We start from the raw sequence: 25,973 nt of genomic DNA on the forward strand, positions 1-25,973 counted from the left end.
TACTCAAGGTGAATCGACTCTCGGTCTTCCTGACTCTGCGAGTTCAATGCCTGCGGCGCTTAGCGAATTTGCAGCAGCCCCTGCACCAGCGGCTGCAAGTCCAGGCCATTGACCCGCTTGACCTGTTCAATCATCGCTGGCGGCCAGCACTGCATGCCCAGGCACGCGCCCAACATCGCGCCGAGCATCGCGGCGATGGTGTCGGTGTCGCCGCCAAGGCTGGCAGCCAGGCACACGGCTTCAAAAGCATTCATCGCGCCCACCGCCACTTGCTGCGCGAGGGCGAACGACACCACCACCGATTCCTGGGAGGCGACAGAGGTGCCAATCAGTTCGTAAAGCAGGTCGGCAAACAGGGCCTTGTCGCCGCTGCCGACGCTCAAGGTCCGCGCCCAGCTGATGCGCGTGGAAATACGCCCACCGGCAATCCAGTGACCATGGTTTTCCGCCTGCTGGGCGATCTGCGTGCCGATGTTGAGCGCTTCGCCCAAGTCCACGCCGTTGATACCGGCTGAGACCACCGCCGCAACAGCGGCCGCGCTGGAGATGCCCAACGTGGTGTTGTGGGTGACCTGGCAGGCCTGGATCACCGCCTGGATGAACGGCGCCGGGTCGCTGACATCGGCGGCGATTCCCACCGGCGTGATCCGCATGGCGGCGCCGTTGGTGGTGCCATAGCGCCCGGACTCTTCCGGGGTGTGGCCGGCGAGGATCATGTCGATGGCGCGCTTGGTCGATGGCCCGAGCAAATCCTGGGAGCCCTTGGCGCGCATCGCCGCTTCCCAGTCGATCAAGCGCTGGGCGAGCACGGTCGGTTCGATCTTGCCGTGGCCTTCAACCAGTAACTCGCCGACCAGGATCGCCTGCTCAGTGTCATCGGTGATCGAACCGGCCGGCATGTTTGGCGCAATGGGTTGGTCGGCGTCGGCGTCTTCCAAACCCGTGATGGCACCGAAGCGCTGTTGCACCTGCTCGCGACTCAAGGACTGGGTGGGCATGCCCAATGCGTCGCCCAACGCCAGGCCATAGAAGGCGCCGAGGGCGCGGTTTTGCGGGGTCATTTTGACGCTCCAAACTGCAGGTGCAGGCGAAAGTGCAGAGGGTCGAGCAAACTTTCGACGTACTCCATGAAGCGCTCGCGGCGGTCGTAGGTGGTGCGCGAGGCCTTGAGAAACACCGTGCCCGCAGGGCGGCCAAGCAGCTCGGCGTCTTCGTCGCTGAGGGGCTCGGCGCCGATCCATTGGTCACCTTCGGCGCCAACGTAGCCGTAGGCGGCCAGGGTGATGGTCAGGGAATTGTCGATCAGGCCGACGCGGGGCAGGCCTTCCAGGCCACCGGAGGCGGGCATCAGCGAGCGCTCCAGCGACACCGCCGTGCCATCGGTGGTACGCCGGCGACGGTCGAGGGCGATAAATTGGTCGCTGCCGAAACGGCTGAGCAGGTCGGGCCGGGTCACGGCTTCCAGGCGCAGGACGTCGGTGGTGACCAGCGCCCCCGTGTCCGCCAGGGCCTGGGCCCAGCCGCTGTGTTGGTCGAGCACCATGCCGTCGAACGTGACGATGGAGCCGACGCCGCTCTGGGTCGCAATGTAGTTGCGGCGTTTGAGCTCGGCCAGGGCTTCGCGCAACGTGCCACGGCTGACCGCAAACTCTTCGGCCAACTGGTGCTCGCCTGGCAGCAGGAAACCGTCGGCCATCACCCCCGCCTCGATACGGCGGATGAGCTCGTCGACGACGCGTTTTTTCTTATCAAATCGGACATGTCTAATCATGTACAAATTGATAACCGATAGCGCCCGACGACAGCAAGCGAATTATTTCAGGAAGGTGAAAAAGCCGGCCTCAGGGCTCCAGGCCAATGCGGAAAAACTCCCCAGCGCTCCATACGCCAAGCCAGTTCTGACCGTTGATCGGACGGCTGACCGCCAACTCGACCAGTTGGTAGAAAACATTGCGATGCACGAGGGCTTCGAGGTTGGTGCGCACGCGCAAATAGGGCGCGGGCTCCTGGGTGATGGGGTCGATTTCGACGCGCAGCGGGTGTTCGAGGCTGGCCTCGACGTGCTCGTCGACGTTGGTGGTGAAGTGCAGCACCTGGCTTTCGCCCTGCCCTTGCACCTCAAGGGTTACCGCCACAAACGGCGCGTCATCGACGGTGATGCCGACCTTCTCTACCGGCGTCACCAGAAAATAATCATCACCGTCGCGGCGAATGATGTTGGAGAACAACTTGACCATCGGCTTGCGCCCGATCGGCGTGCCCTGGTAGAACCAGGTGCCATCGCGGGCGATGCGCATGTCGATGTTGCCGCAGAAATCCGGATTCCACAGGTGCACCGGTGCCGGCCCCTTGCCCTTGGGCAATTGAGCCAACAGGTCATTTGCCTTGGCGGAATCGGACATGCAGTTCTCCTTGAGTTTTTTACTGATCTCCCATGCCCAGCAGGCCGCGGGCGTACTGCGCCAGGGGGCGGGCAATCAGATCTTCTGGCTTGTTGTCGTGGAACGTCAGTAAACCGCCACGACTGCGAATACGTGCAGTATCAATCAAATACTGGGTGCTGGTCTCGATCAACATGATCTGGATGACGCCGCTGTCCAGCCCGACGCGGTCCAGCGCCTGTTGGTCCGTCCATTCATCGGCATTGCCGATGCGGTCATCGGCTGCAGCGAAGCGGCAATACAACAGGTAATGCGCACCCGCCCCACGGGCTTCGGCCATCGCCTGCTCCAGGCCTTCGGGCTTGCGCGCGCGGCGCACCATCGGGAAGTATTCGACAAAGCCGTTGAAGGCTTCTTCGGCCACCACGTTAGGTCGCGGATAAGCGCTGCCCGGCGGCACAAACGCACCTTGGGCGATAAAGACAAAAGAGTCCGGCTGTATGCGAATCGACGCAGTGCGGCGGGTATCACTGTGGTCCAGCAAGCCGGCGTCGCTCATCTGATAGCGGGTGCCTTCGGCCATATCGCTGACGGTCATGCAACCACTCAGCGTCAACGACGCCAGCAACAAAACCAGACTACGCATCCTAATCCTCCAGAAGCCGGTGACGGAAAACCGGCGAATGGGCGTGAGATGCAGAATCCGCGCCATCCGGCAGCGCCGCAAATGAAATGTGGGAGGAGCGTGCGTGGGCTAGCCGCCAATGATCTTCATGATGGTGGCACCGCCGGAGAAGGCCACTTCCTGTTTGTCGCCCAGGGCCTTCATCAGCAGGCCTTGCAAGGCTGGCAGCGCCTGATGGCGCGGCAGGTCGAGCAGGTCGCCGACGTAATGACGGTTGCTCGACGACAGGCAGCCATGCAGCCAGCCGGTAGACGACAAACGCAGACGCGAACACGTCCGGCAAAACGGCACGCTTTCATTGGCGATGACACCAAAGAAGCCCTGGCCAGGCACCTCGTAGCGCACTGCGGTGGCGTCTACTGGCGCGTTGGCTTGCAGGTATTCGTGGTGTTCACCGATCAGGCTGAGCAGTTGCTGCAGGCTGACGAATTGCTGCAGGAAGGCGTTGGAATCCTTGGCCAGATGGCCCATGCGCATCAGTTCGATAAAGCGCAGCTCGTAGCCACGCTCAAGGCAGTAGTCGAGCAGCGGCATGACCTGGTCCAGGTTCTGCCCGCGCAACGGCACCATGTTCACTTTGATCTTGATCCCCGCGGCGCGGGCCTGGTCCATGCCATCAAGCACCGTGGCCAAGTCGCCGCCACGGGCGATGCTGCGGAAGGCGTCGGCGTCCAGGGTGTCGAGGGAGACGTTGATGCGCCGAATGCCGGCATCCACCAGCAGCGGCAGTTTACGCGCCAGCAATTGGCCGTTGGTGGTCAGGCTGATATCACTGAGGCCCATTCCGCCGACCGCGCTCATGAAGGCTTCCAGCTTGGGGCTGACCAGCGGTTCGCCGCCCGTGATGCGCAGGCGGTCGATGCCCGCCGCTTCAATCAGGTACGCCACCCCACGGGCCATAGCCTCGGCCGAGAGTTCGTCCTGGGCAGCCACCAGCCGCTTGCCGTTAGGCACGCAGTAGGTACACGCGTAGTTGCAGGCTGAGGTCAGGCTGATTCGCAAGTTGCGAAATCGCCTGCCTTGACGATCAACGATCATGGATCACTCCGGCAGAGGATGATTCGGGCGCGCTAAAAGCTGACCTATAAATCAACTTTTAGCAAGGTCCTTGCCTGAGTATATTCCTGGGGTACTGCAACTGGCAGTAAATCATTGCGCCATCACTGTCGGGAATAGCTCAAGCAGCGGGGGTTTCACCGCTCTTGGGCTCAGCGCCCGGCAGTTCAGCGCTGTGCTTGCGTTTGTTGCCCATGCGCACGCCGATGTCCATCAGGAACTGGAAGAAACCTTCCTGATCTTCCAGCACGTTGCTCCAGAACGGCGAGTGGTACAGCGCCACGGCGCCGTGCACCAACGCCCAGGCGGCGCAGTAGTGGAAATAAGGCGGCACATCTTCAAGCTTGCCTTCGCTGATGCGACCTTTGATCAGCAGGGTCAGGCGCTCAAAGTTCGAGGCGCGAATCTTGTGCAGCTCCTCGACCATTTCCGGGACCTGGTTGCCCTTGACCACTTTCTCTTCCAGGCGATCGAACAGGCGGTAGCGCTGCGGATCACGCATGCGGAACTCGAAATAGGCACGGGACAAGGCTTCCTTGTCTTTGTCCACATCGGCCGAGTGCAGCAGCTCGTTCAAGTCGCGCTCGTAGTCGAGCATCAGGCGCAGGTAGATCTCGGCCTTTGACTTGAAGTGCTTGTAGATCGTGCCTTTGCCGATACCCACGGCATCCGCAATCATCTCGACGGTGACGCTGTCTTCACCTTGTTCGAGGAACAGCTTGAGTGCAGTGTCGAGAATTTCCTGCTCACGGCGGCGAAACTCACGGACCTTACGGGGTTCTTTTTGCATGAGGGAGAAGTCTGCAGAGGTCAAAGTGGGAGGGTTACGCAGGGCCATTGATACGTGGCGATACGATTTACCCAGTGCGAGGGATTATCCCGACTGAACAGTCGTTGGGCAACGCCTATGTGAACCCGTTATGCACTTAACTTTCAGCACGCCAACGTTTTTGCCGTTGTCAGTCAGAAACAATACGCAATAATGACACCCGTGCACCTGCGCAATGAGAACTCAAGCGAAGCGCGCGTATTCCAAATCTGTTTAAAAAACGATCAGATGCGACTGGACTGAATGGGATCCTGATCAATACTTGAACTGTCGGCGTGGCATCTCCCCCAAGTGACGCGTCGACCTGGGTACCGACGGACTGTGTACCCTTGTTTACTCCTAATGGTCTTAGCCCGGATTCACCCCCCAGAACCCGGGTTTTTTTTGCCTGCAATTTGGCCCTATCAGCCGCCGACGTGGGCCAGTGGGAACAGGCGCTTGAAGTTTTCGGTGGTCTGCTCGGCGAAGCGTTCGTACGACTCACCCCGCAGCATTGCCAGGTAATCCGCTACATCGCGCACATATTCCGGCAGGTTCGGCTTGCCGCGATGGGGGATGGGCGCCAGGTAGGGCGAATCGGTTTCCACCAGCAGGCGGTCGGCCGGCACCTGGCGCGCCACATCACGCAGGGCATCGGCGTTGCGGAAGGTGACGATGCCCGACAGGGAAATGTAGAAGCCCAGGTCCAGTGCGGCCTTGGCCATGTCCCAGTCTTCGGTGAAGCAATGCAGCACGCCGGCCTGGGGCAACGCGGCCTCGCGCAGCAGCGTCAGGGTGTCTGCGCGGGCGCCACGGGTGTGAACGATCACCGGTTTGCCGGTTTGCTGGGCGGCCTGCAGGTGCAGGCGGAACGACGCCTGCTGCAACTCAGCGGCTTCGGGCTCGTAGTGGTAATCCAGTCCGGTTTCGCCAATCGCCACCACGCGTGGGTGATTGAGTTCGCCCAGGAGCCAATCGAGGGCGGGGGCTTCGCCGGGCTTGAGGTCCAGCGGGTGAATGCCCACCGAACAGTCAACATCGGCATAACGATCAGCCAACGCTTTGACGTCGGCGGCGTTTTCAGCGCTGACCCCAATGCACAGGAAGTGCCCTACTCCACGCTGGCGGGCAGCTTCAAGGGCAGCGTCGAGGGAGCCACCATGTTGGGCAAGGTCGAGGCGATCAAGGTGGCAATGGGAATCTACGAGCATAGGAATGTACAACTTGAGTCACGGAAAGTGTCTGGCCGACGATACACCGTCGGCCGCGGAAATTAACGCCGGCCGAGCAAGCCGACCCACTGCACCAGCAATGCTTCGAGTAACAGCACGCGGTTGAGGTTGGCTTTGCCGAGCACCTTCTGGCGCTGGGCCAGAATCCAGTCCTGGATATTCAGCACCTTGTCCTGCGCGCTTTTCTGCGCCAAGTACTGCACCACTTTGCGCATGTCCGGCAGGCCCAGGCCGGTTTCATCCTGGGTCAACTGGTAGCGCAGGATGAGGCTCGACCAGTCACAGAACCAGTCGAACAGCAGCAATAACGGAATATCTTTCCAGGCGCTTTCGGCCAGTTGCGTCGCGGACAGCTCCTGCTTGAGCAGCTTCTTCACGCCATCGACCACCAGCGCACGTTGTTCACGCACACCTTGGGCGTGCAGCTTCACGGCCGCCAAGGGGGAACCTGCGGCCAGGGTCAGCAACTCGACGCGTTCGTCTTCGCCGCACTCGGGCAGCGCCTGCGCCAGCCACCGCAGGCTCATCGCTTCGCTCGGCAATGGGCAGGCCTGCTGCACGCAACGACTGCGAATGGTCGGCAACAGGCGACTGGACTGGTGACTCACCAGCAGAAGCACCGTATCGCCCGACGGCTCTTCCAGGCTTTTTAGCAAGGCGTTGGCGGCGTTGATGTTCATCGCCTCCACCGGCTCGATCAGCACCACTTTGCGCCCGCCCATCTGCGCGGTCTGCACCACAAAGCTGACGAGGTCACGCACCTGGTCGACCTTGATCGCCTTGTCGGCTTCCTCGGGCTCCAGCAGGTAGTTGTCGGGGTGGCTGCCGGCCTTGAGCAGCAGGCAGGATTTGCACTCACCGCAAGCCTCCAGATTGACCGGACGCTGGCATAACAGGCTGGCCATCAGGCGCTCGGCCAACGCACGCTTGCCGATCCCCGCTGGCCCATGCAGCAAATACGCATGCGCATGCTGGGCACGCCCGGCCAGTTGCTGCCAGAGGCTGTCCTGCCACGGATAGGCTTCAGCCACGGGCGCGCTCCAGCAGCGTCGGCACCAGGGCGTCGATGGCGCGCTGTACCTGCGCCAGCGGCTGGGCCGCGTCCAGCAGGTGGTAGCGCGCGGGCTCCGCCTTGGCGCGTTGCAGGAACGCACTGCGCACCGCATCGAAAAACACCTGGCCTTCCAGTTCGAAGCGGTCCAGACGCCCCCGGGCACTGGCGCGGGCCATCCCCACTTCCACCGGCAGGTCGAACAGCAAGGTCAGGTCTGGACGCAAATCGCCCTGGACGAAAGTTTCCAACGTGGCGATACGCGCCAGGCACAAGCCGCGCCCGCCGCCCTGGTAGGCGTAGGTCGAATCGGTGAAACGGTCGCAAATCACCACCGCGCCACGCGCAAGGGCTGGGCGAATCACCTCGGCCAGGTGCTGAGCGCGTGCAGCAAACACCAGCAGCAGCTCGGTGTCCGCGTTCATCGGTTCCTCACCCGGGGCCAGCAATACTTCACGGATGCGCTCGGCGAGCGGCGTGCCGCCGGGTTCGCGGGTCAATACCACCTCGATGCCCTCCGCGCGCAGGCGTTCGGCCAGGTAATCGCGGTTGGTGCTTTTGCCGGCGCCTTCCGGGCCTTCCAGGGTAATAAACAAGCCAGTCACAGGCAGTCCTTAGTCAGAGTCATTGCGGGCTTTGCGGCGCGGCGGTATCCGGCGCAGCCTCGACGGGCTTTTCAACCGGCGCTTCGGTCGGTGCTTCGGCAGGAGGCGCCGCGTCTTCCGCCGGTTTCACCGCCGGCGCAGGGCTGGAACGGTAATCGGCACGGCGCTTGAGCTGAAACTCGCGCACGGCGGCATTATGCGCATCCAGGTCATCGGAGAAAATATGGCTGCCATCGCCACGGGCGACGAAATACAGGCTGCTGCCCGGCGCCGGGTTCAACGCCGCATGAATCGCCTCGCGGCCGACCATCGCAATGGGTGTCGGCGGCAGGCCTGCAATCAGGTAGGTGTTGTAAGGGTTGGCTTCCTTGAGGTGCGCACGGGTCAACTTGCCGTTGTAGCGCTCGCCCAGGCCGTAAATCACTGTGGGGTCGGTCTGCAGCAACATGCCGATCTTCATGCGCCGCACGAACACACCGGCGATTTGCCCGCGCTCTTCCGGCACGCCGGTCTCCTTCTCGACCAGGGAGGCCATGATCAGCGCTTGGTAAGGGTCGGTGTAGGGCGCATCGGCGGCGCGTTTGCTCCACTCCTGGGCAAGTACATCATCCAGGCGGTTGTAGGCTTTTTTGAGGAATTCGACGTCGGTCATGCCGCGCACGAAGCGGTAAGTGTCAGGAAAGAATCGCCCTTCGGGGAACACGCCGGGGTGACCGAGCTTGTCCATCACTTCACTGTCACTCAGGCCCGACAGGGTCTGCACGATCTTTTCATGCTTGGCCAGGGCCGACCTCACCTGACGGAAGTTCCAGCCTTCGACCAGCGTCAGGCTGTATTGCACCACTTCGCCGCGCTGCCACAGGCCGATCAGGCCTTCGGCGGTGAGGCCTGGGGTCATGCGGTATTCGCCGCTGTGCAGTGGCTGGCCGTCAAGGTTGAAGCGCCAGTACAGGCGCAGCCAGAAAGCGTCATCCAGCACGCCCTCGGCTTCGAGGCGATTGAAGGTGCCCGTCGGGGTCGACCCGGCAGGCACATCAAGCAATTGGTCCTGGGTCAGATTCAGGGGCTGCTTCAAGGCAGAATCGAGCTTCCAGGCCGAGAAGCCCAGCAGCAAGCCTGCCGAGACCAGGCCGATCTGCAGCAGTAAAACCAGTTTTCGTATCAACTCAAATATCCAATAGCGCGCGAACAATGCCCTGCAGTTTACGGGTGAGCGGCCCAACCGACCAGCTCATCGCAGCGCAACTGCGCACCGGCCAAACGCCATAAACGCTGTTGCACACGAAGACTTCATCGGCCTGCTGTAACTGCTCAACGCTGATGTCGGCCACGGCCAGCGGGATACCCAGTGCGTGCGCCTGGGCGAGAATCTCGGCGCGCATGACCCCGGCAACGCCACAACGATTCAGATCAGCGGTCAATAACACGCCATTGCGAACCAGAAACAGGTTGCTGAACACGCCCTCGATAACGCGACCAGACATATCCAGCATTAAACCTTCGGCATGCTCGGCATCCTGCCACTCGGCGCGGGCGATCACTTGTTCCAGACGATTAAGGTGCTTGAGACCGGCGAGCAACGGCTGCTCGGCCAAACGGGTAGCGCACGCAAACAGGCGGATGCCGTCGGTTGCGTGAGCGTGGGGATAGGTCGCGGGCGGATTGCCCTGCAAGATACGGCGCACCGGGGCGCCGGGGTTGATGCCATAACCGCGCTGGCTGTCGCCGCGGGTGAGGATCAACTTAAGCACTGCGTCGCCAAGAGCGGCGGCGTAAGCCAATACTTCGTTGCGGATCAGTGCGTGATCCGTGATCAACGCAAGGCGCCGGCAACCCTCCTCGAGGCGTTGCAGGTGGCGGTCGAGCAGCACGGGCTGCCCGGCCTTGACGGCGATGGTTTCAAACAGCCCATCACCGTACGCCAGGCCGCGATCTTTCAGGGGCACGCTGTCCGCTGGCTGACCGTCGACCCAGCTGTGCATCACTCGGCGAACCGGCGGAACACCAGGGAGCCGTTGGTGCCACCAAACCCGAAGGAGTTGGATATCACCACGTCGATTGGCATCGGCTGGGCTTCGTGGGGCACGAAGTTCAGGTCGCAACCTTCGTCCGGCTCATCAAGGTTGATGGTCGGCGGAGCGACCTGATCCTTGATGGCCATCACGCTGAAGATCGCCTCGACCGCGCCTGCCGCACCCAACAGGTGGCCGGTCATGGACTTGGTGGAGCTGACCGCCAGCTTGTAGGCGTGCTCGCCAAACACCGACTTGATGGCCTCGGCTTCCGCCAGGTCGCCGGTCGGGGTCGAGGTGCCGTGAGCGTTGATGTACTGCACCTGGTCGGGATTCACCTTCGCATCGCGCAACGCATTGGTGATGCAGCGCGCAGCGCCGGCACCGTCGGACGGTGGCGACGTCATGTGATAGGCATCGCCGCTCATGCCAAAGCCGATCAGCTCGGCGTAGATGGTGGCGCCACGCGCCTTGGCGTGCTCCAACTCTTCCAGCACCAGGGCACCGGCGCCGTCAGACAGTACAAAACCGTCACGGCCCTTGTCCCACGGACGGCTGGCACGGGTCGGTTCGTCATTGCGCGTCGACAGCGCACGGGACGCGCCGAAGCCGCCCATGCCCAGGCCGCAGGCGGCCATTTCAGCGCCACCGGCGATCATCACGTCCGCCTCGTCATAGGCGATGTTACGCGCCGCCATGCCAATGCAGTGAGTGCCCGTGGTGCACGCCGTAGCAATGGCGTAGTTAGGCCCCTGCGCACCCAAGTGGATGGACAGGAAGCCGGAAATCATATTGATGATCGAGCCCGGTACGAAGAACGGTGAAATTCGACGGGGGCCGGAATCGTGCAGCGTGCGGCTGGTTTCTTCGATATTGGTCAAACCGCCAATACCCGAACCCATGGCCACGCCGATGCGGTCACGGTTGGCGTCGGTGACTTCCAGGCCGGCATTACGCACCGCCTGAAAACCGGCTGCCAGGCCGTACTGAATGAACAGGTCGAGTTTGCGGGACTCTTTGATCGAGAGATATTCCTCGACATTAAAGCCCTTTACCGAGCCGCCAAAACGGGTGGAATAGGCAGAAAGGTCCGTGTGCTCGATCAGACCGATACCACTGTGGCCAGCCAGAATGCCCTGCCAACTGCTTGGCACATCCGTACCCAGTGGCGACAACATACCCATACCGGTGACTACGACGCGTCTACGCGACACAGCACTCTCCTTTTTTCTTGATGGCGACACTTCGCTTCAGCACGCATTTTATCAGCGCTGAAGTTTCATCAGAGCTAAAGAAAAAACCGCACGCCGTTACAGCAGTGCGGTTTTTCCCTAACAGCAAGCGACGACTACAAACTATTACGCCTGGTGGGCAGTAACGTAGTCGATAGCAGCTTGAACAGTAGTGATTTTTTCAGCTTCTTCGTCCGGGATTTCGGTCTCGAATTCCTCTTCCAGAGCCATCACCAGCTCAACGGTGTCAAGGGAATCGGCACCCAGGTCTTCTACGAAGGAAGCGCTGTTGGTCACTTCTTCTTCTTTAACGCCCAGTTGCTCGGCGACGATTTTCTTGACGCGTTCTTCGATGGTGCTCATACCTTGTTTAACTCCTAATGGACAAATTCAGGCAGCTGGCCAGTGGGTAAGTGTATAGAAAGCCATTTCAGCTTTTCAACTGAAAGCTTCACCCTGTACCCGGTCGGCCACCAGCCTATAAATTAAGTTGCAGCTTTATAACGGATTTTAGACAGCTCGTATGACATTTTTTTGAAGCGATCCGTCACAATTTAACTCATGTACATCCCGCCGTTCACCGGGATTGTAGCCCCAGTCACGTATGCCGCACCGTCGGATGCCAGGAAAGTGACCACATTTGCGATCTCTTGAGCCTGGCCCAGACGGCCCAGCGGAATCTGCGTCAGCAACGCTTCACGCTGTGTTTCCGGCAGTTCGCGGGTCATATCGGTGTCGATGAACCCAGGGGCCACCGAGTTGACCGTAATCGACCGCGAACCGACTTCACGCGCCAATGCACGGCTGAAACCTTCCAGACCGGCTTTGGCCGCCGCGTAGTTTACTTGGCCTGCGTTGCCCATGGCACCCACTACGGAGCCAATATTGATAATTCGGCCCCAACGCGCCTTGGTCATGCCACGCAAAACGCCCTTGGACAGGCGAAACAGACTGTTCAAGTTGGTATCGACCACGTCGTACCACTCGTCGTCTTTCATGCGCATCATCAGGTTGTCGCGGGTGATACCGGCGTTGTTCACCAGAATAGCCGGTGCGCCAAATTGTGCAGTGATTTGCGCCAGCACAGCGGCAACCGACTCATCGTTGGTCACGTTCAGCTCAAGGCCAGTGCCCTGAACGCCGTTTTCCTTCAAGGTGGCGGCGATACGCTCGGCACCCGAGGCGGATGTCGCGGTGCCGATGACTACGGCGCCCTGACGGCCCAGTTCCAGGGCGATCGCCTGGCCAATGCCACGGCTCGCGCCGGTAACCAGTGCAACTTTACCTTGCAGACTCATGCAGGCTTCTCCTAAGTTCGGGGATCAGGGATTCAGGCCAGTGCCGCGCGGGCGGCAGCGAAGGCATCCGGGGTGTTGAGGTTGGCAGTCGAGACGCCGTCGGCGCAGCGCTTGTTCAGGCCAGCCAGGACCTTGCCCGGGCCACACTCGACAAGCTCGGTGGCACCCTTGGCCGCCAGGGTCTGGACCGACTCAACCCAGCGCACAGGCTTGTAGAGTTGCTCCAGCAGGTCGCGCTTGAGGGTCTCGAGGTCGGCGGCAACGGCCGCGCTGACGTTCTGCACCAGCGGAATCTGCGGCGCCTGCCAGTTGATGGCGGCGATGGACTCGGCAAACCGCTCGGCAGCCGGGCGCATCAGCTCACAGTGGGACGGCACGCTGACCGGCAATGGCAAGGCGCGCTTGGCACCACGGGCCTTACAACCTTCGATGGCACGTTCAACGGCAGCCTTGGCGCCGGCGATCACCACCTGGCCAGGCGAGTTGAAGTTCACCGCGCTGACCACTTCGCCTTGGGCCGCTTCGGCGCAGGCGTCGATCACCACGGCGTCGTCCAGACCCAGGATAGCGGCCATGCCGCCCTGCCCGGCCGGAACGGCTTCTTGCATCAGTTGGCCGCGACGCTCTACCAACTTGACCGCTTTGCCCAGAGTCAGGCTGCCCGCAGCCACCAGGGCGCTGTATTCGCCCAGGCTGTGACCGGCCACGTAAGCCGGGCGCGCGCCACCTTCAGCCAGCCACAGGCGCCACAGTGCGATCGACGCAGTGAGGATGGCCGGCTGGGTTTTATCGGTTTGATTGAGTTGTTCTTCCGGCCCTTGCTGGGTCAGCGCCCACAGGTCGTAACCCAGGGCGTCGGAAGCTTCCTTGAAGGTGTCCAGGATCAACGGATGTTGCGCGCCCAGCTCGGCCAACATGCCGAGGGACTGCGAACCCTGCCCTGGAAAGACGAATGCGAGGGATGTAGACATGTAACAAGCCCCTAATGATCTGGTCGTCAAAAATGAACGCTCCCGATTTTGAGATGAATCCACGGGTGGGAGCGCACGAAACTGACAGATTGGATGGTCAATTGAACTGGCCGGTCACATTTAAGCATTCCCGGGCCGATTCGCCTAAGGCAACAAGTCCTCAAGACGGCCGTGCAAGCGTTGCGGCAGGTTTTCCTGGATCTCGATCAATGCCCGCGCAATCGCACTTTGAAAACCTTGCACCCCCGCCGAGCCATGGCTTTTCACCACAATGCCCTGCAACCCCAGAAAGCTCGCACCGTTGTGCCGCGCCGGCGCCAGGTCGGCCTGCAAGCGGCGCATCAACGGCAGCGCCAGGGCGCCGACCATGCGTGAGGCGAGGTTCTGCTTGAACAAGGCCTCGATACGCGTAGCGATCATGGTTGCCAGGCCTTCGCTGGACTTGAGCAGGATATTGCCGACAAACCCATCGCATACCACCACATCGGCTTCGCCACGGTACACACCGTCACCTTCGACAAACCCGACGTAGTTCACCCCCCGCGCATTTTGCAGCAAAGTGGCGGCGAGCTTGACCTGCTGATTGCCCTTGATGTCTTCGGTGCCGATATTCAGCAACGCCACCCGCGGCCGGGTCACGCCCAACGCCTCAGCGGCCACCGAGCCCATCACCGCGAACTGGAACAGGTGCTCGGCACTGCAATCGACGTTCGCACCCAGGTCCAGCAGTTGGCAGTAGCCTTTTTGTGTGGGGATGGCCGCAACCATCGCCGGGCGATCGATCCCGGGCAGTGTCTTGAGCACATGCCGCGACAACGCCATCAAGGCTCCGGTATTGCCGGCACTGACACAGGCTTGCACCTTGGCATCACGCAACAACTCAAGGGCCACCCGCATCGAAGAGTCGGGCTTGCCACGCAGGGCTGCCGCCGGCTTGTCATCCATGCTGATGGTTTCACTGGCTGGCGTAATCGTCAGGCGCGCGCGATCCACCGCCGGATGGCTGGCAATCAATTCTTCAAGAAGGGAGGGTTGACCGACGAGGGTCAGGTGCAGCGAGGGCGTAGCAGACAGGCTGGCAATGCAGGCCTGAACAATGCTGCGGGGACCGAAGTCCCCGCCCATTGCGTCAATCGCGATGACTTGAGCAGACAAGTGATTACTCGTCAGCGCCCTTGTCGATCACTTTACGACCACGGTATACGCCTTCTGGCGATACGTGGTGACGCAGGTGAATTTCACCGGTGGTTTTTTCTACAGACAGAGTGCTTGCCGTCAGGGCATCGTGCGAACGACGCATGTCACGGGCAGAGCGGGATTTTTTGTTCTGCTGAACAGCCATAATTGATTAACTCCTAAACGTTTGGGTCACGCTTTAACTGCGCCAATACACTGAACGGGTTGGACCGCGTTACCTCGTCCTCGCTCGGCTCGGCCTCGTCATCGAGACCCTCCGGCTGCTGGCATTCTTCCGGATGATGAGCAGGCACAATGGGCAAGGCGAGCAAAAGCTCCTCCTCGATCAGTGCATGCAGATCCAAAGGATCTTCGCCCAGTTCCAGCACGTCATAACCTTTCGGCAACGACTGGGTATTCGCACCCTCCTTCACCACAGCGTAACTGCATTCGCTGTGAATCGGCAGGGTGACCAGCTCAAGACAACGCTGGCAAACCATTTTGACTTCGGTGTCGATAAAACTGTGGATTACCACAGACTTACGTTCATCTCGTTCAAAAACAAATTTGGCCTGCACCGTACCGACAGTGTCGGAAAGCGGGTCGCAGAGTCTCTCCAAATCGGCCAGCAGCAATTCACCTTGAAGGGAAGTGCCACGATCTGCCAATTTGCGCGGGTCAACGTGAGGTGGAATCGGGTCATTCAACATAGGCGCAGCATTATAGGGATGCACCCGGCCATGTCAAAGGAAATTCAGCCCTGTGCGTCAGCCGGTCACCCCGCTAGAATCCCCGGCTGCTCTGAGGAGACGCCTATGCTGCCTTTATTACTTGCATCCAGCTCGGTTTATCGCCGGGAATTGCTGAGCCGCCTGCACCTGCCGTTCATCTGCAGCTCGCCGGATATCGACGAAAGCCACCGTGAAAATGAATCCGCCATTGAGCTGGTCAAGCGCCTGGCCGAACAGAAAGCTCGCGTCCTCGCCGGCAGCCATCCGGGGCATTTGATCATTGGCTCCGACCAGGTCGCAGCCCTGGAAGGCAGGATCATCGGCAAGCCCCACACCTTCGAGAACGCGCGCGCACAACTGCTGGCAGCGAGCGGCAAGCGTGTCAGCTTCCTTACCGGGCTGGCGCTGCTGAACAGCGAGACCGGGCACTGCCAGGTCGACTGCGTACCGTTTACGGTGCACATGCGCGAACTGAGCGCTGAACACATCGAGCGTTATCTTCGGATCGAGCAACCTTATGACTGCGCCGGCAGCTTCAAGGCCGAGGGACTGGGCGTGAGCTTGTTCCAGAGCACCGAAGGGCCGGATGCGACCAGCCTGATCGGCCTGCCACTGATTCGCCTGGTGGACATGCTGCTGGCCGAAGGCGTACAGATCCCCTAAGCCCACCACAAAACCAATGTGGGAGCTGGCTTGCCTGCGATAGCGTCACCTCGGAACATCAGTCGAACCGAGGTGACGCTATCGCAGGCAAGCCAGCTCCCACAGTTGAACCCTGGCGCTTTCGAGGTATCAGCGCAACGTCGGGCCCTGGAAGCCCATGTACATCGCCAGCTTCTCGGCCACGCTGGCACCCAGCTTCTTGGAGAAGCGATCAAACGGCGATTCCTGAACAGTGAAATCCACCAATTCCTTCTCGCCAATCACGTCCCGCGCCACCGAACTGGCACTGCCCAGCCCATCGATCAAGCCCAGCGGCAACGCCTGCTCACCTGACCACACCAGGCCGGAGAACAGCTCCGGATGGTCTTTATCCTTCAGACGATCGCCACGCCCCTGCTTCACGCTGGCAATGAACTGACGGTGAGTGGTATCGAGCACGCCCTGCCAGAACTGGGTTTCATCGGCTTTTTGCGGCTGGAACGGGTCGAGGAACGCTTTGTGCTCACCCGAGGTGTAAGTGCGACGCTCAACCCCCAGCTTCTCCATGGTGCCGACGAAGCCATAACCGGCCGCCGTCACGCCAATGGAGCCGACCAGGCTGGCCTTGTCGGCGTAGATCTGGTCAGCGGCGCTGGCGATGTAATAGGCGCCCGAGGCGCCCAGGTCGGAAATCACCGCATACACCTTGATATCCGGGTGCAGGCCGCGCAGACGGCGAATCTCGTCATACACGTAACCCGACTGCACCGGACTGCCACCTGGGCTGTTGATGCGCAGGATCACGCCCTTGACCTTCGGGTCTTCAAACGCCGCGCGCAGGCTGCTGACAATATTGTCGGCGCTGGCGGACTCTTTGTCGGCGATCACGCCACGCACTTCGATCAAGGCGGTGTAGTTACTGCCACGGGTAGCGCTTTTTTCCATGTCCATCAGCGGACTGAACAGCACCAGCATCGCGAGCAGCCAGATAAAGGTCAGCAGCTTGAAGAAAATCCCCCAACGCCGCGCACGACGCTGTTCCTGAACACTGGCCAGGAGGGTCTTCTCCAGCAGCTTCCAGCTTTTATCATCGCTGCTATCCGCCTTTTCCGGCGCCTTCCACTCGTCACTCATGCCATTAACCCCAGCAAAGACTTATTGGGCCCGGTTGAGCCAGGCCTGCAGTTCGGAAAAATGATCAATCGTCAGCCTCGGCTCGTACTGCTGCAAGGCCTCGGCAGCCTGAGCGCCGTAGCTGACCGCCACACTGTCCATGCCAGCATTGCGCGCCATCATCAGGTCGAAGGAGGCATCGCCCACCATCAACGCCTGGCGCGGCGACACACCACAATGGGCAAGGATCTGCTCAAGCATCAGAGGATGAGGCTTGCTGGCGGTTTCATCCGCCGCCCGGGTGATGTCGAAATAATCTTCGAAGTTGTGCGCCTTAAGGACCCGGTCCAACCCGCGACGGGCTTTGCCGGTGGCGACTGCCAAGTGATAACCCTGGGCACGAAAGGCCTCCAGCGATTGAACCACACCGTCGAACAGCGGCGAAGGCGTGGCCTCCAGCGCGATGTAGTGTTCGGCGTAATGGTCGCGAAAGGTCACCAGCTCAGCGTCACTGATCTGCGGGTACAAGGTACGGATGGCTTCAGGCAAGCCCAGGCCGATGATGCCTTTGACCGCGAGATCGGTGCACAACGCAAAGCCCGAGCGGGTTGAAGCTGCGTGCATTGATTCCACGATCCGCCCGATGGAATCGCACAGGGTGCCGTCCCAGTCAAAGATCAGCAGTTTGTAATCAAGGTGCGACACTCAAACGCTCCACGGTCTTGGCCCACATCTCGTCGACCGGCGCCTGCAGCTTCAACTCACCGCCATCAGGCAGTGGGACCGTCAGCATGTAGGCGTGAAGGAACAGGCGCTTGCCGCCCAGGTCGCGAATTTCCTTGGAGAAATCCTCGTCACCGTACTTGGTGTCGCCGGCGATGCAGTGGCCTGCGTGCAGGGTATGCACGCGAATCTGGTGAGTACGCCCGGTCACTGGCTTGGCCTCGACCATGGTGGCGAAGTCACCGAAACGGCGCAGCACCTTGAACAGGGTCAGGGCTTCTTTGCCCTCCTCGTCCACTTCGACCATACGCTCGCCGGAGCGCAGGTTGCTCTTCTGCAGCGGCGCACGAACGCTTTTGATCGAGCTGGCCCAGTTGCCACGCACCAGCGCCATGTAGCGCTTGTCGACACCATCGCCACGCAGGGCGGTGTGCAGGTGGCGCAACATGCTGCGCTTTTTGGCGATCATCAGTAGACCGGAGGTGTCGCGGTCCAGGCGGTGGACCAACTCCAGCTCCTTGGCATCCGGGCGCAACTGACGAAACGCTTCAATCACGCCGAAATTCAGGCCGCTGCCGCCGTGCACCGCAATGCCGCACGGTTTGTTGATCACGATCAGCTTGCTGTCTTCGAAAACAATTGAAGCCTCAAGGCGCTGCAGCAAGCCTTGGGCCAGCGGCACGGGTTCGTCACGCTCAGGCACGCGAACCGGCGGCACACGGACGATATCGCCCGCCTGCAGCTTGTACTCGGGCTTGATGCGGCCTTTGTTCACGCGCACTTCGCCTTTACGCAAGATGCGGTAAATCAAGGTCTTGGGCACGCCTTTGAGCCTGGCCAGGAGAAAATTGTCGATGCGTTGGCCGGCATATTCCGGCGAGACCTCGAGCAGCTGGACGCTGGGGGTCTGGGGGGCGGTAGTCGTCATGGCGGCGATGATAACAATTTTTTATGGAATTGAAGCACTTAATCATTGCTGCTATAGTCGCGAACGCCGCCAAAAGCGGCCTGGACAGAGGACTTGCGGCAAACTGCCGGCCCTGACCATCGCAATTCATCAGGACGCGAGGCCGTCCTACGGGGCTTTTGCCACCTTGGAAGGCTCGAGATTGTAACAAGCGCAGGTGACATGAGGCCTGAAGCGAGTGCAGAAAGCAGAGTGAATACTCGCGTTCTGCGCCGATATTTACGGCCAGTTCACAAAGTGCAGTCAGTCTTGAGCCAGACCATGGCGAAAGCTTCGGAAACAACGCCTGTTAAGAGCTGAGTGAGAGCGCAGTCGCCCACACCTAGTCTTGTTTAGCCATGAGCGTGGACTCCCCATTGGAGAACACGGTAAATGCCAACCCGCTGCGGATTCTGCGCGCGGCAGCACCCGAATTATCAGGGATACGTGTAGGGTGGAGATGCACAACCGTCGGACCGTGTAGCACTAGGCTTATATTTAGACGCTTCATCTCGTCCACAGTCGCCGGTTGATTCCTCCTCCTGACCTTAGCTTTTGTTGAAGTGGTGCCTTTGTCACCACCGCTAACAAGCAGGACGCGTCCGTCGCGATACCGGCCCAATTGGCTCGTTATTGCTGGACACTGGAGTGGCCAACCACTCTTGACGCACCTGACACCGACCGTGAGAAGTCGTGTGTGCCGAACGCCGTTTCCGGCAGCCCGGAAACCGACGGTACAACATGAAAAGAATGCTGATTAACGCAACTCAACCCGAAGAGTTGCGTGTTGCACTGGTAGATGGCCAACGCCTCTACGACCTGGACATCGAATCCGGTGCACGCGAGCAAAAGAAGGCCAACATCTATAAAGGCCGTATTACTCGCATCGAACCAAGCCTTGAGGCTGCCTTTGTCGATTTCGGCTCCGAGCGCCACGGCTTCCTGCCCCTCAAAGAAATCTCCCGCGAATACTTCAAGAAAGCCCCAGAAGGCCGCGTGAACATCAAGGACGTCCTGAGCGAAGGCCAGGAAGTCATCGTTCAGGTCGAAAAAGAAGAACGTGGCAACAAGGGCGCCGCCCTGACCACTTTCATCAGCCTGGCCGGCCGTTACCTGGTGCTGATGCCGAACAACCCGCGTGCCGGCGGTATTTCCCGTCGCATCGAAGGCGAAGAGCGCAACGAACTGCGTGAAGCGCTGAACGGCTTGATTGCACCAGCCGACATGGGCCTGATCGTGCGCACTGCCGGCCTTGGCCGCAGCAGCGAAGAAATGCAGTGGGACCTCGACTACCTGCTGCAACTGTGGACCGCTATTAAAGAAGCGTCCCTGGACCGTTCCGCGCCGTTCCTGATTTACCAGGAAAGCAACGTGATCATCCGCGCCATCCGCGATTACCTGCGCCAGGACATCGGCGAAGTGCTGATCGACAGCGTTGAAGCCCAGGACGAAGCCCTGACCTTCATCCGCCAGGTAATGCCGCAGTACGCCAGCAAGATCAAGCTGTACGAAGACAGCGTTCCGCTGTTCAACCGTTTCCAGATCGAAAGCCAGATCGAGACCGCCTTCCAGCGCGTCGTCGAACTGCCTTCCGGTGGCTCCATTGTGATCGACCCGACCGAAGCCCTGGTGTCCATCGACATCAACTCGGCGCGTGCGACCAAAGGCAGCGACATCGAAGAAACCGCCCTGCAGACCAACCTGGAAGCGGCTGAAGAAATCGCTCGCCAGCTGCGCCTGCGTGACATCGGCGGCCTGATCGTGATCGACTTCATCGACATGACCCCGGCCAAAAACCAGCGCGCCGTGGAAGAAAAAGTCCGCGAATGCCTGGAAGCTGACCGTGCCCGCGTACAGGTCGGCCGCATCTCGCGCTTCGGCCTGCTGGAAATGTCCCGTCAGCGCCTGCGTCCATCCCTGGGCGAAAGCAGCGGCATCGTCTGCCCGCGTTGCAACGGCACCGGCATCATCCGTGACGTTGAATCGCTGTCCCTGGCGATCCTGCGCCTGATCGAAGAAGAAGCCCTGAAAGACCGCACCGCCGAAGTCCGCGCGCAAGTGCCGATCCCGGTTGCAGCTTTCCTGCTCAACGAAAAACGCAACTCGATCACCAAGATCGAACTGCGCACCCGTGCCCGTATCGTCATCCTGCCGAACGATCACCTCGAAACGCCGCACTTCGAAGTGCAGCGCTTGCGTGATGACAGCCCGGAAGCGCACAGCGGCCAGTCCAGCTACGAAATCGCTGCTGCCGCGGCTGAAGTGGAAGAAGTCCAGCCAGCTGCCGCAACCCGCACCCTGGTTCGCCAGGAAGCTGCCGTGAAGACCGCGCCGGCGCGTGCCAACGCACCGGTACCTGCCGAGGTAGCCGCCCCGGTTGCCGCGCCAGCCGCCCTGCCTGAGCCAAGCCTGTTCAAAGGCCTGGTGAAGTCGCTGGTCAGCCTGTTCGCCACCAAGGAAGAGCCTGTTGCTCCGGTAGTGGTTGAAAAACCTGCCACCGAGCGCCCGGCCCGTAACGAAGAACGTCGCAACGGTCGCCAGCAAAGCCGTAACCGCAACGGTCGCCGTGATGAAGAGCGCAAGCCGCGCGAGGAACGTGCACCGCGTGAAGAACGCGCGCCACGTGAAGAGCGTGCACCTCGCGAAGCCCGCGAAGAAACCCCGACCGTAGCCCGTGAAGAACGTGCACCGCGTGAAGAGCGCGCACCACGTACCCCACGCGCCCCTCGTGAAGACCGCAAGCCACGTGGCGAGCGTGAAGAACGTGTGCGTGAACTGCGCGAGCCACTGGACGCAACTCCAGCCGTGGCTGCCGAAGCGGCCAGCGAAGAACGCCCGGCTCGCCAGCCGCGTGAAGAACGCGCCCCACGTGAAGAGCGCCAGCCGCGCCCACCGCGTGAAGAGCGTCAACCACGCGCCGAGCAAGCCGCTGCCGCCAGCGAAGAAGAAGTGCTGACGGGCGAAGAGCAACTGCAGGAAGACGGCCAGGACAACGCCGAAGGCGATCGTCCACGTCGCCGCTCCCGTGGCCAGCGTCGTCGCAGCAACCGTCGCGAGCGTCAACGTGACGCCAACGGCAATGTCATCGAAGGCTCGGAAGAGTCTGGCGAAAACGCAGAAGCCGCTACCGCCGAACCGACTGGCGCCGAACTGGCTGCCGGCCTGGCTGTGACAGCCGCCGTGGCCACCTCGGTGATCAGCGCACCTGCTGAAGCCCAGGCTCACGAGCAAGCTGAACGCGCCACTGCCGCCGTCGAAGACACCTCTGCTGTAGAAGCGCCAGTCGCCGAAACGCCAGCAGTTGAAGCGCCAGTGGTTGAGGCCCCGGCAGTTGAAACGCCGGTAGTTGAAGCTCCAGTCGTCGAAGCAACCACCCCGATCGAAGCCCCAGTGGTGCCGGAAGTGGAAGTTGCACCGGTTCGCGAAGCCCAACCGGCAGCGGAAGTCACCGCTGTCGAGCCTGCACCGGTGGTTGAGCCTCAGCCAGTGGTTGAAGCCGTGGTTGAAGCGCCGGTTGTCGAAGAGGCCGCCCCGGCAGTGCGTGAAGTTCGCGAAGAACAGACCGCCTTCCAGTGGACTGCCGAGCCAGCCGCTGCGGTTGAAGCGCCGACCCCTGCCCCTGTGGCAGAAGAAGCGCCAGCACCGGTTGCCGAAGTGGTTGAAGCCGCTCCGGTGGTGGTTGCCGAGCCTGCGCCAGTGGTTGAAGCACCAGTGGTTGCCGAAGTCGCCACCCCGGTGGTTGAAGCAGCCCCTGCCAGCGCCCTGACTGAAAATGGCCGCGCGCCGAACGACCCACGTGAAGTGCGTCGCCGTCGCAAGGAAGCTGAGGCCGCCGCCGCGGCAGCCGCTGCCGCACCGGCTGCTGCTGAAGTGGTCGAGGCGCCAGCCCCGGCTACTACTGAGCACGCCCCAAAGGCTTTGGAAGCAGAACACGAGCCTAAACCTCTCGTCTGATTCCATCAGCCACTAAAAAGCCCCGCCTGAGTGATCAGGCGGGGCTTTTTAGTGGGCGATTGATTTGAGACCTGCGCAGTTCCAACACGGGAGCGAGCAAGCCCGCTCCCACATTCAGTCGGCGTTGAAATTTAGCTTCTGTGGCAGATCCACATCCCAAAGCACACCCGGATCATTCACGTGAACCTGCGCTACCTTCGCCTGAGCGAACAGAGGCTTGGCGCCACGATCCCCGGTCAACGCCATCAGGCCTGGCCCGAGGGCACGACCAAACGCCACAGGATGGCCGCACGTTCCCGCATGCACCGGCACGCTGATACCCTCTTCCTGCAGCGCATCCAGCACCTGTTCAATGCTCGATGATTGAATAAACGGCATGTCGCCCAATACCACCAACCAGCCGTCTGCCGCGCCACTGGCCGCAACCACCGCCGCAAGGCTGTCGCCCATGCCGGCAGAATGCAGCAACAGGACTTCACAGCCGTAAGCCTGTGCCAGGCGAATCACCTCCAGGCGGTCCGGCGAAGTCACCACCCAGCGCTTTACAACACGCTCAGGCAAATTCACAAGCACCTGCTCGATCACCGGTCGCGTCACACCATCCCGGCCTACGCAATCGGCCAGCAACTTGTCTTTATCAGCCCCCGCCTCAGCCCGAAAACGACTGCCCTGCCCTGCCGCCAGCACAATCGCGGCAACGGTCATTGAGCTGCTACCGGCAACGGCTTTTTCTGCAGTGGTGCCACGCCGTTCTTGATCGCAACGATTTCGGCCATCAACGACAACGCAATTTCCGACGGTGTATGACTGCCGATGTGCAAACCGATCGGCCCATGCAAGCGGGCAATGGCCTCCGCAGACAGGCCCAGCGCCGCCAGGTTCTCTCGGCGCTTCTGGCTGTTGACCCGTGAACCAAGGGCACCAATGTAGAACGCCGTGGAATTGAGCGCCGTCAGCAGCGCCATGTCATCCAGGCGTGGATCGTGGGTCAGGCAGACGATGGCAGTGCGTTCATCGGTCTGGATATTGAGCACTGCTTCATCCGGCATGCCCGGTACAAAGCGGCCGTGCTGCTCTTCCCAGCCATAAACAAACTCTTCACGCGGGTCGCAGATCAGCACTTCGAAATCCAGCAATCGCGCCATCTCGGCCACGTAGCGTGACAACTGGCCCGCGCCGATCAGCAACAAACGCCAGCGGGGGCCATAGATCGCGCGCAGGCGTTCACCATCGAAGGTCACGACATCGGTCTTGCTCGCACCGCTCAAGTTCACCTCGCCAGTGGCCAGGTCCAACTCGCGCGCAACGATTTCATGCGCCTCACACCGCGCCAGCAATTGGGCGACCCAAGCCCAGTTGTCCACGCGCTCTTCGGTCAGGCGTAATGTACCGCCGCAGGGTAAGCCAAAACGCGCAGCCTCATCCCGGGTGACGCCATAGGTCACCAGTTGCACCGGCGGCCCGTCGTCCGGCAAGCGACCGTCCTGCAAGCGCGCGATCAAGTCATCCTCGATGCAGCCACCGGACACCGACCCAATCACGACACCGTCGCCCCGCAAGGCCAACATCGCCCCAGGCGGGCGCGGTGCACTGCCCCAGGTCTGGACCACGCTGTAGAGCACCACTCGGTGCCCCGCGCGGCGCCAATCGAGCACGCTGCGCAAGACATTCAGATCCACACTGTCCATCAAAACTCCTGCAAGCGATTGCAGCGCAAACATGCGGCTGGCTAATGGGTTTTAGAGCGGACACCCCGGCGTGAGTTTCATCAGCATCGTCCGGTCAGGGCCAACGGACGTAGGCAGATACGAGCCTCATCGCGATTTGATGAAGCGGTGACTGACTGTAAATCAAAAGCACCGAAAAGTGACCCCGCAGAAACGCAAACGCCCCGATCAAGTCGGGGCGTTTGCAGAGCGTCTGGCGCGATTCACGCCTTCGGCATGTTACTTGACCGCAGGAGCAGGGCCTTCAGCCACGCCCAGGTCATCTTCCGGACGGGTGTCGGAGATGCCAGTGCCGCCGGACGCCAGCTCGCTGTGCAGCTTGTCGGTGTCCAGTTCCTTGACCCACTTGGCCACAACGATGGTGGCAACGGCGTTACCGACCAGGTTGGTCAGTGCGCGGGCTTCGGACATGAAGCGGTCGATACCCAGGATCAGCGCCAGGCCGGCAACCGGCAGATGGCCAACAGCCGACAGGGTGGCCGCCAGCACGATGAAGCCCGAACCGGTCACGCCTGCAGCGCCTTTGGAGGACAGCAGCAGCACCAGCAGCAAGGTGATCTGGTGGGTGATGTCCATGTGGGTGTCGGTCGCCTGAGCGATGAACACGGCCGCCATGGTCAGGTAGATCGAGGTACCGTCGAGGTTGAAGGAGTAGCCGGTCGGGATCACCAGGCCTACTACGGATTTCTTCGCGCCCAGACGCTCCATCTTGATCAGCATGCGTGGCAGTGCCGATTCGGAGGAGGAAGTCCCCAGTACGATCAACAGCTCTTCACGGATATAGCGAACCAGCTTCAACACGCTGAAACCGTGTGCGCGGCAGATGGCGCCCAGCACCACGACCACGAACAGGATGCAGGTGATGTAGAAGCAGATCATCAGCTGACCCAGCTGTACCAGCGAGCCTACACCGTAGGCGCCGATGGTGAACGCCATGGCGCCCAGGGCACCCAGTGGCGCGAGCTTCATGATCATGTTGATGATGTTGAACATCACGTGCGCGAAGCGATCGATGAAGTCCAGCACCGGCTTGCCGTAGGCACCCAGGCGGTGCAGGGCGAAACCGAAGATCACCGAGAACATCAGCACTTGCAGGATATCGCCGTTGGCGAAAGCGCCGACGATGGTGTTCGGGATCACGTTAAGGATGAAGCCGACCACGCTCTGGTCTGCACCGGCAGTCACGTAGGCCGCGACTTTGGAGGCGTCCAGGGTAGCCACGTCGATGTGCATGCCAGCGCCCGGTTGCACGACGTTAACCACGACCAGGCCGATCAACAGGGCGATGGTGGAAACAACTTCGAAGTACAGCAGCGCGTAGCCACCGGTTTTGCCCACCGATTTCATGCTTTGCATACCAGCGATGCCGCTGACGACGGTGCAGAAGATGATCGGGGCGATGACCATTTTGATCAGCTTGATGAAGCCGTCACCCAGTGGCTTGAGCGCCACGCCGGTCTGCGGGTAGAAGTGACCGAGCAAAATACCGATAACGATTGCAACGATCACCTGGAAATACAGGGATTTGTACAGTGGCTGACGAGTCGTCATTGCAAAGTTCCTCAATCGCACCGTGTGGCAAATATCCGCCATTGCCCACGACACTTGAATTGCGAACCCTCCTGCACTG

26 protein-coding genes are annotated in these 25,973 nt (G+C 61.0%); 2 read left to right on the top strand and 24 right to left on the bottom strand.

Annotation, left to right across the window (positions count from 1 at the left end; all coding sequences use genetic code 11):
• Positions 1–59: 59 nt before the first annotated feature.
• The 18 genes from FPT15_RS06000 to FPT15_RS06085 all read right to left on the bottom strand — a co-directional run bounded on the left by FPT15_RS06000 (position 60) and on the right by FPT15_RS06085 (position 15,217).
• Entirely contained in the window at positions 60–1,061 is a 1,002-nt protein-coding gene (locus tag FPT15_RS06000; protein WP_145159267.1) for an ADP-ribosylglycohydrolase family protein, read from the bottom strand.
• Positions 1,058–1,771 (bottom strand): GntR family transcriptional regulator, encoded by a 714-nt coding sequence (locus FPT15_RS06005; RefSeq protein ID WP_145159269.1) that lies wholly within the window; start codon positions 1,769–1,771, stop codon positions 1,058–1,060. The genes FPT15_RS06000 and FPT15_RS06005 overlap by 4 nt, the downstream gene beginning before the upstream one ends.
• Before the next feature lie 70 nt (positions 1,772–1,841).
• Positions 1,842–2,402: a DUF1285 domain-containing protein gene (locus tag FPT15_RS06010; protein WP_145159271.1), complete on the bottom strand. Its 561-nt coding sequence runs from the start codon at positions 2,400–2,402 to the stop codon at positions 1,842–1,844.
• 19 nt (positions 2,403–2,421) lie between these two features.
• Positions 2,422–3,027, bottom strand: coding sequence for a DUF4823 domain-containing protein (locus FPT15_RS06015; protein WP_106576165.1), 606 nt, complete (start codon positions 3,025–3,027; stop codon positions 2,422–2,424).
• A 108-nt stretch (positions 3,028–3,135) separates the two neighbouring features.
• Positions 3,136–4,104: a GTP 3',8-cyclase MoaA gene (locus FPT15_RS06020; protein ID WP_145159273.1), complete on the bottom strand. Its 969-nt coding sequence runs from the start codon at positions 4,102–4,104 to the stop codon at positions 3,136–3,138.
• Positions 4,105–4,243: 139 nt separating this feature from the next.
• Positions 4,244–4,912, bottom strand: coding sequence for a TetR/AcrR family transcriptional regulator (locus FPT15_RS06025; RefSeq protein ID WP_106576163.1), 669 nt, complete (start codon positions 4,910–4,912; stop codon positions 4,244–4,246).
• A 443-nt stretch (positions 4,913–5,355) separates the two neighbouring features.
• Entirely contained in the window at positions 5,356–6,141 is a 786-nt protein-coding gene (locus FPT15_RS06030) for a TatD family hydrolase (RefSeq protein ID WP_145159275.1), read from the bottom strand.
• A gap of 62 nt (positions 6,142–6,203) precedes the next feature.
• Positions 6,204–7,193 (bottom strand): DNA polymerase III subunit delta', encoded by a 990-nt coding sequence (locus tag FPT15_RS06035; RefSeq protein WP_145159277.1) that lies wholly within the window; start codon positions 7,191–7,193, stop codon positions 6,204–6,206.
• Positions 7,186–7,818 carry a dTMP kinase gene (gene tmk / locus FPT15_RS06040; protein ID WP_145159279.1) on the bottom strand — a complete coding sequence of 211 codons (633 nt, stop codon included), beginning with the start codon at positions 7,816–7,818 and terminating at the stop codon, positions 7,186–7,188. The genes FPT15_RS06035 and tmk overlap by 8 nt, the downstream gene beginning before the upstream one ends.
• A gap of 19 nt (positions 7,819–7,837) precedes the next feature.
• Positions 7,838–8,983 (bottom strand): endolytic transglycosylase MltG, encoded by a 1,146-nt coding sequence (gene mltG, locus FPT15_RS06045; protein ID WP_145159281.1) that lies wholly within the window; start codon positions 8,981–8,983, stop codon positions 7,838–7,840.
• A gap of 1 nt (position 8,984) precedes the next feature.
• A complete protein-coding gene (gene pabC / locus FPT15_RS06050) occupies positions 8,985–9,800 on the bottom strand; it encodes an aminodeoxychorismate lyase (protein ID WP_145159283.1) in 816 nt (271 codons plus the stop codon).
• Complete coding sequence (fabF, locus tag FPT15_RS06055; protein ID WP_145159285.1) at positions 9,800–11,044, bottom strand: beta-ketoacyl-ACP synthase II; 1,245 nt, start codon at positions 11,042–11,044, stop codon at positions 9,800–9,802. Before fabF ends, pabC begins: the two co-directional genes overlap by 1 nt.
• Positions 11,045–11,188: 144 nt before the next feature.
• A complete protein-coding gene (acpP, locus tag FPT15_RS06060) occupies positions 11,189–11,425 on the bottom strand; it encodes an acyl carrier protein (protein WP_016973676.1) in 237 nt (78 codons plus the stop codon).
• A gap of 191 nt (positions 11,426–11,616) precedes the next feature.
• Positions 11,617–12,360 (bottom strand): 3-oxoacyl-ACP reductase FabG, encoded by a 744-nt coding sequence (fabG, locus tag FPT15_RS06065; protein ID WP_145159287.1) that lies wholly within the window; start codon positions 12,358–12,360, stop codon positions 11,617–11,619.
• Between the two features lie 32 nt (positions 12,361–12,392).
• On the bottom strand, positions 12,393–13,331 hold the full coding sequence (gene fabD, locus FPT15_RS06070) for an ACP S-malonyltransferase (RefSeq protein WP_145159289.1): 939 nt from the start codon (positions 13,329–13,331) through the stop codon (positions 12,393–12,395).
• A 144-nt stretch (positions 13,332–13,475) separates the two neighbouring features.
• Positions 13,476–14,486 carry a phosphate acyltransferase PlsX gene (plsX, locus tag FPT15_RS06075; protein ID WP_145159291.1) on the bottom strand — a complete coding sequence of 337 codons (1,011 nt, stop codon included), beginning with the start codon at positions 14,484–14,486 and terminating at the stop codon, positions 13,476–13,478.
• A gap of 4 nt (positions 14,487–14,490) precedes the next feature.
• The gene (gene rpmF, locus FPT15_RS06080) at positions 14,491–14,673 is read right to left on the bottom strand and encodes a 50S ribosomal protein L32 (RefSeq protein WP_008152339.1); all 183 of its coding nucleotides are present in this window, start codon (positions 14,671–14,673) and stop codon (positions 14,491–14,493) included.
• Between the two features lie 13 nt (positions 14,674–14,686).
• Positions 14,687–15,217 (bottom strand): YceD family protein, encoded by a 531-nt coding sequence (locus tag FPT15_RS06085; RefSeq protein WP_032886799.1) that lies wholly within the window; start codon positions 15,215–15,217, stop codon positions 14,687–14,689.
• Positions 15,218–15,322: 105 nt separating this feature from the next.
• Between FPT15_RS06085 and FPT15_RS06090 the strand changes: the two genes are divergently transcribed.
• Complete coding sequence (locus tag FPT15_RS06090; protein ID WP_145159293.1) at positions 15,323–15,901, top strand: nucleoside triphosphate pyrophosphatase; 579 nt, start codon at positions 15,323–15,325, stop codon at positions 15,899–15,901.
• Positions 15,902–16,030: 129 nt separating this feature from the next.
• On the opposite strand, the gene FPT15_RS06095 is transcribed toward FPT15_RS06090, so the two are convergent.
• Genes FPT15_RS06095 through rluC form a run of 3 tightly spaced genes read right to left on the bottom strand, consistent with a single transcriptional unit; the run spans position 16,031 to position 18,644 of the window.
• A complete protein-coding gene (locus tag FPT15_RS06095) occupies positions 16,031–17,014 on the bottom strand; it encodes a S49 family peptidase (protein WP_145159295.1) in 984 nt (327 codons plus the stop codon).
• 21 nt (positions 17,015–17,035) lie between these two features.
• Positions 17,036–17,698 (bottom strand): HAD-IA family hydrolase, encoded by a 663-nt coding sequence (locus tag FPT15_RS06100; RefSeq protein ID WP_145159297.1) that lies wholly within the window; start codon positions 17,696–17,698, stop codon positions 17,036–17,038.
• Positions 17,685–18,644 carry a 23S rRNA pseudouridine(955/2504/2580) synthase RluC gene (gene rluC / locus FPT15_RS06105; protein ID WP_058427510.1) on the bottom strand — a complete coding sequence of 320 codons (960 nt, stop codon included), beginning with the start codon at positions 18,642–18,644 and terminating at the stop codon, positions 17,685–17,687. The genes FPT15_RS06100 and rluC overlap by 14 nt, the downstream gene beginning before the upstream one ends.
• Positions 18,645–19,403: 759 nt before the next feature.
• Here rluC and rne point away from each other — a divergent pair.
• The gene (rne, locus tag FPT15_RS06110) at positions 19,404–22,616 is read left to right on the top strand and encodes a ribonuclease E (protein ID WP_372241437.1); all 3,213 of its coding nucleotides are present in this window, start codon (positions 19,404–19,406) and stop codon (positions 22,614–22,616) included.
• 114 nt (positions 22,617–22,730) lie between these two features.
• Here the strand turns inward: rne and FPT15_RS06115 are convergent, their stop codons facing one another.
• The 3 genes from FPT15_RS06115 to FPT15_RS06125 all read right to left on the bottom strand — a co-directional run bounded on the left by FPT15_RS06115 (position 22,731) and on the right by FPT15_RS06125 (position 25,894).
• Entirely contained in the window at positions 22,731–23,321 is a 591-nt protein-coding gene (locus FPT15_RS06115) for an NTP transferase domain-containing protein (protein ID WP_145159301.1), read from the bottom strand.
• Complete coding sequence (locus FPT15_RS06120; RefSeq protein ID WP_145159303.1) at positions 23,318–24,304, bottom strand: XdhC family protein; 987 nt, start codon at positions 24,302–24,304, stop codon at positions 23,318–23,320. The genes FPT15_RS06115 and FPT15_RS06120 overlap by 4 nt, the downstream gene beginning before the upstream one ends.
• A 258-nt stretch (positions 24,305–24,562) precedes the next feature.
• Positions 24,563–25,894: a dicarboxylate/amino acid:cation symporter gene (locus tag FPT15_RS06125; RefSeq protein ID WP_145159305.1), complete on the bottom strand. Its 1,332-nt coding sequence runs from the start codon at positions 25,892–25,894 to the stop codon at positions 24,563–24,565.
• Between the last annotated feature and the right edge of the window lie 79 nt (positions 25,895–25,973).

Origin of the sequence: Pseudomonas sp. RGB, from assembly GCF_007713445.1 — a bacterium.
Taxonomy (GTDB): Bacteria; Pseudomonadota; Gammaproteobacteria; order Pseudomonadales; family Pseudomonadaceae; genus Aquipseudomonas.

Coding starts and splice junctions, on each gene's coding strand:
- rluC (WP_058427510.1), bottom strand. CDS start 18,644: ATGACGACTACCGCCCCCCAGACCCCCAGCGTCCAGCTGCTCGAGGTC.
- FPT15_RS06125 (WP_145159305.1), bottom strand. CDS start 25,894: ATGACGACTCGTCAGCCACTGTACAAATCCCTGTATTTCCAGGTGATC.
- rpmF (WP_008152339.1), bottom strand. CDS start 14,673: ATGGCTGTTCAGCAGAACAAAAAATCCCGCTCTGCCCGTGACATGCGT.
- FPT15_RS06020 (WP_145159273.1), bottom strand. CDS start 4,104: ATGATCGTTGATCGTCAAGGCAGGCGATTTCGCAACTTGCGAATCAGC.
- FPT15_RS06000 (WP_145159267.1), bottom strand. CDS start 1,061: ATGACCCCGCAAAACCGCGCCCTCGGCGCCTTCTATGGCCTGGCGTTG.
- FPT15_RS06115 (WP_145159301.1), bottom strand. CDS start 23,321: ATGACCGTTGCCGCGATTGTGCTGGCGGCAGGGCAGGGCAGTCGTTTT.
- acpP (WP_016973676.1), bottom strand. CDS start 11,425: ATGAGCACCATCGAAGAACGCGTCAAGAAAATCGTCGCCGAGCAACTG.
- FPT15_RS06015 (WP_106576165.1), bottom strand. CDS start 3,027: ATGCGTAGTCTGGTTTTGTTGCTGGCGTCGTTGACGCTGAGTGGTTGC.
- FPT15_RS06090 (WP_145159293.1), top strand. CDS start 15,323: ATGCTGCCTTTATTACTTGCATCCAGCTCGGTTTATCGCCGGGAATTG.
- FPT15_RS06025 (WP_106576163.1), bottom strand. CDS start 4,912: ATGCAAAAAGAACCCCGTAAGGTCCGTGAGTTTCGCCGCCGTGAGCAG.
- pabC (WP_145159283.1), bottom strand. CDS start 9,800: ATGCACAGCTGGGTCGACGGTCAGCCAGCGGACAGCGTGCCCCTGAAA.
- rne (WP_372241437.1), top strand. CDS start 19,404: ATGAAAAGAATGCTGATTAACGCAACTCAACCCGAAGAGTTGCGTGTT.
- FPT15_RS06030 (WP_145159275.1), bottom strand. CDS start 6,141: ATGCTCGTAGATTCCCATTGCCACCTTGATCGCCTCGACCTTGCCCAA.
- FPT15_RS06085 (WP_032886799.1), bottom strand. CDS start 15,217: ATGTTGAATGACCCGATTCCACCTCACGTTGACCCGCGCAAATTGGCA.
- FPT15_RS06005 (WP_145159269.1), bottom strand. CDS start 1,771: ATGATTAGACATGTCCGATTTGATAAGAAAAAACGCGTCGTCGACGAG.
- fabG (WP_145159287.1), bottom strand. CDS start 12,360: ATGAGTCTGCAAGGTAAAGTTGCACTGGTTACCGGCGCGAGCCGTGGC.
- fabD (WP_145159289.1), bottom strand. CDS start 13,331: ATGTCTACATCCCTCGCATTCGTCTTTCCAGGGCAGGGTTCGCAGTCC.
- FPT15_RS06120 (WP_145159303.1), bottom strand. CDS start 24,304: ATGGACAGTGTGGATCTGAATGTCTTGCGCAGCGTGCTCGATTGGCGC.
- FPT15_RS06010 (WP_145159271.1), bottom strand. CDS start 2,402: ATGTCCGATTCCGCCAAGGCAAATGACCTGTTGGCTCAATTGCCCAAG.
- FPT15_RS06095 (WP_145159295.1), bottom strand. CDS start 17,014: ATGAGTGACGAGTGGAAGGCGCCGGAAAAGGCGGATAGCAGCGATGAT.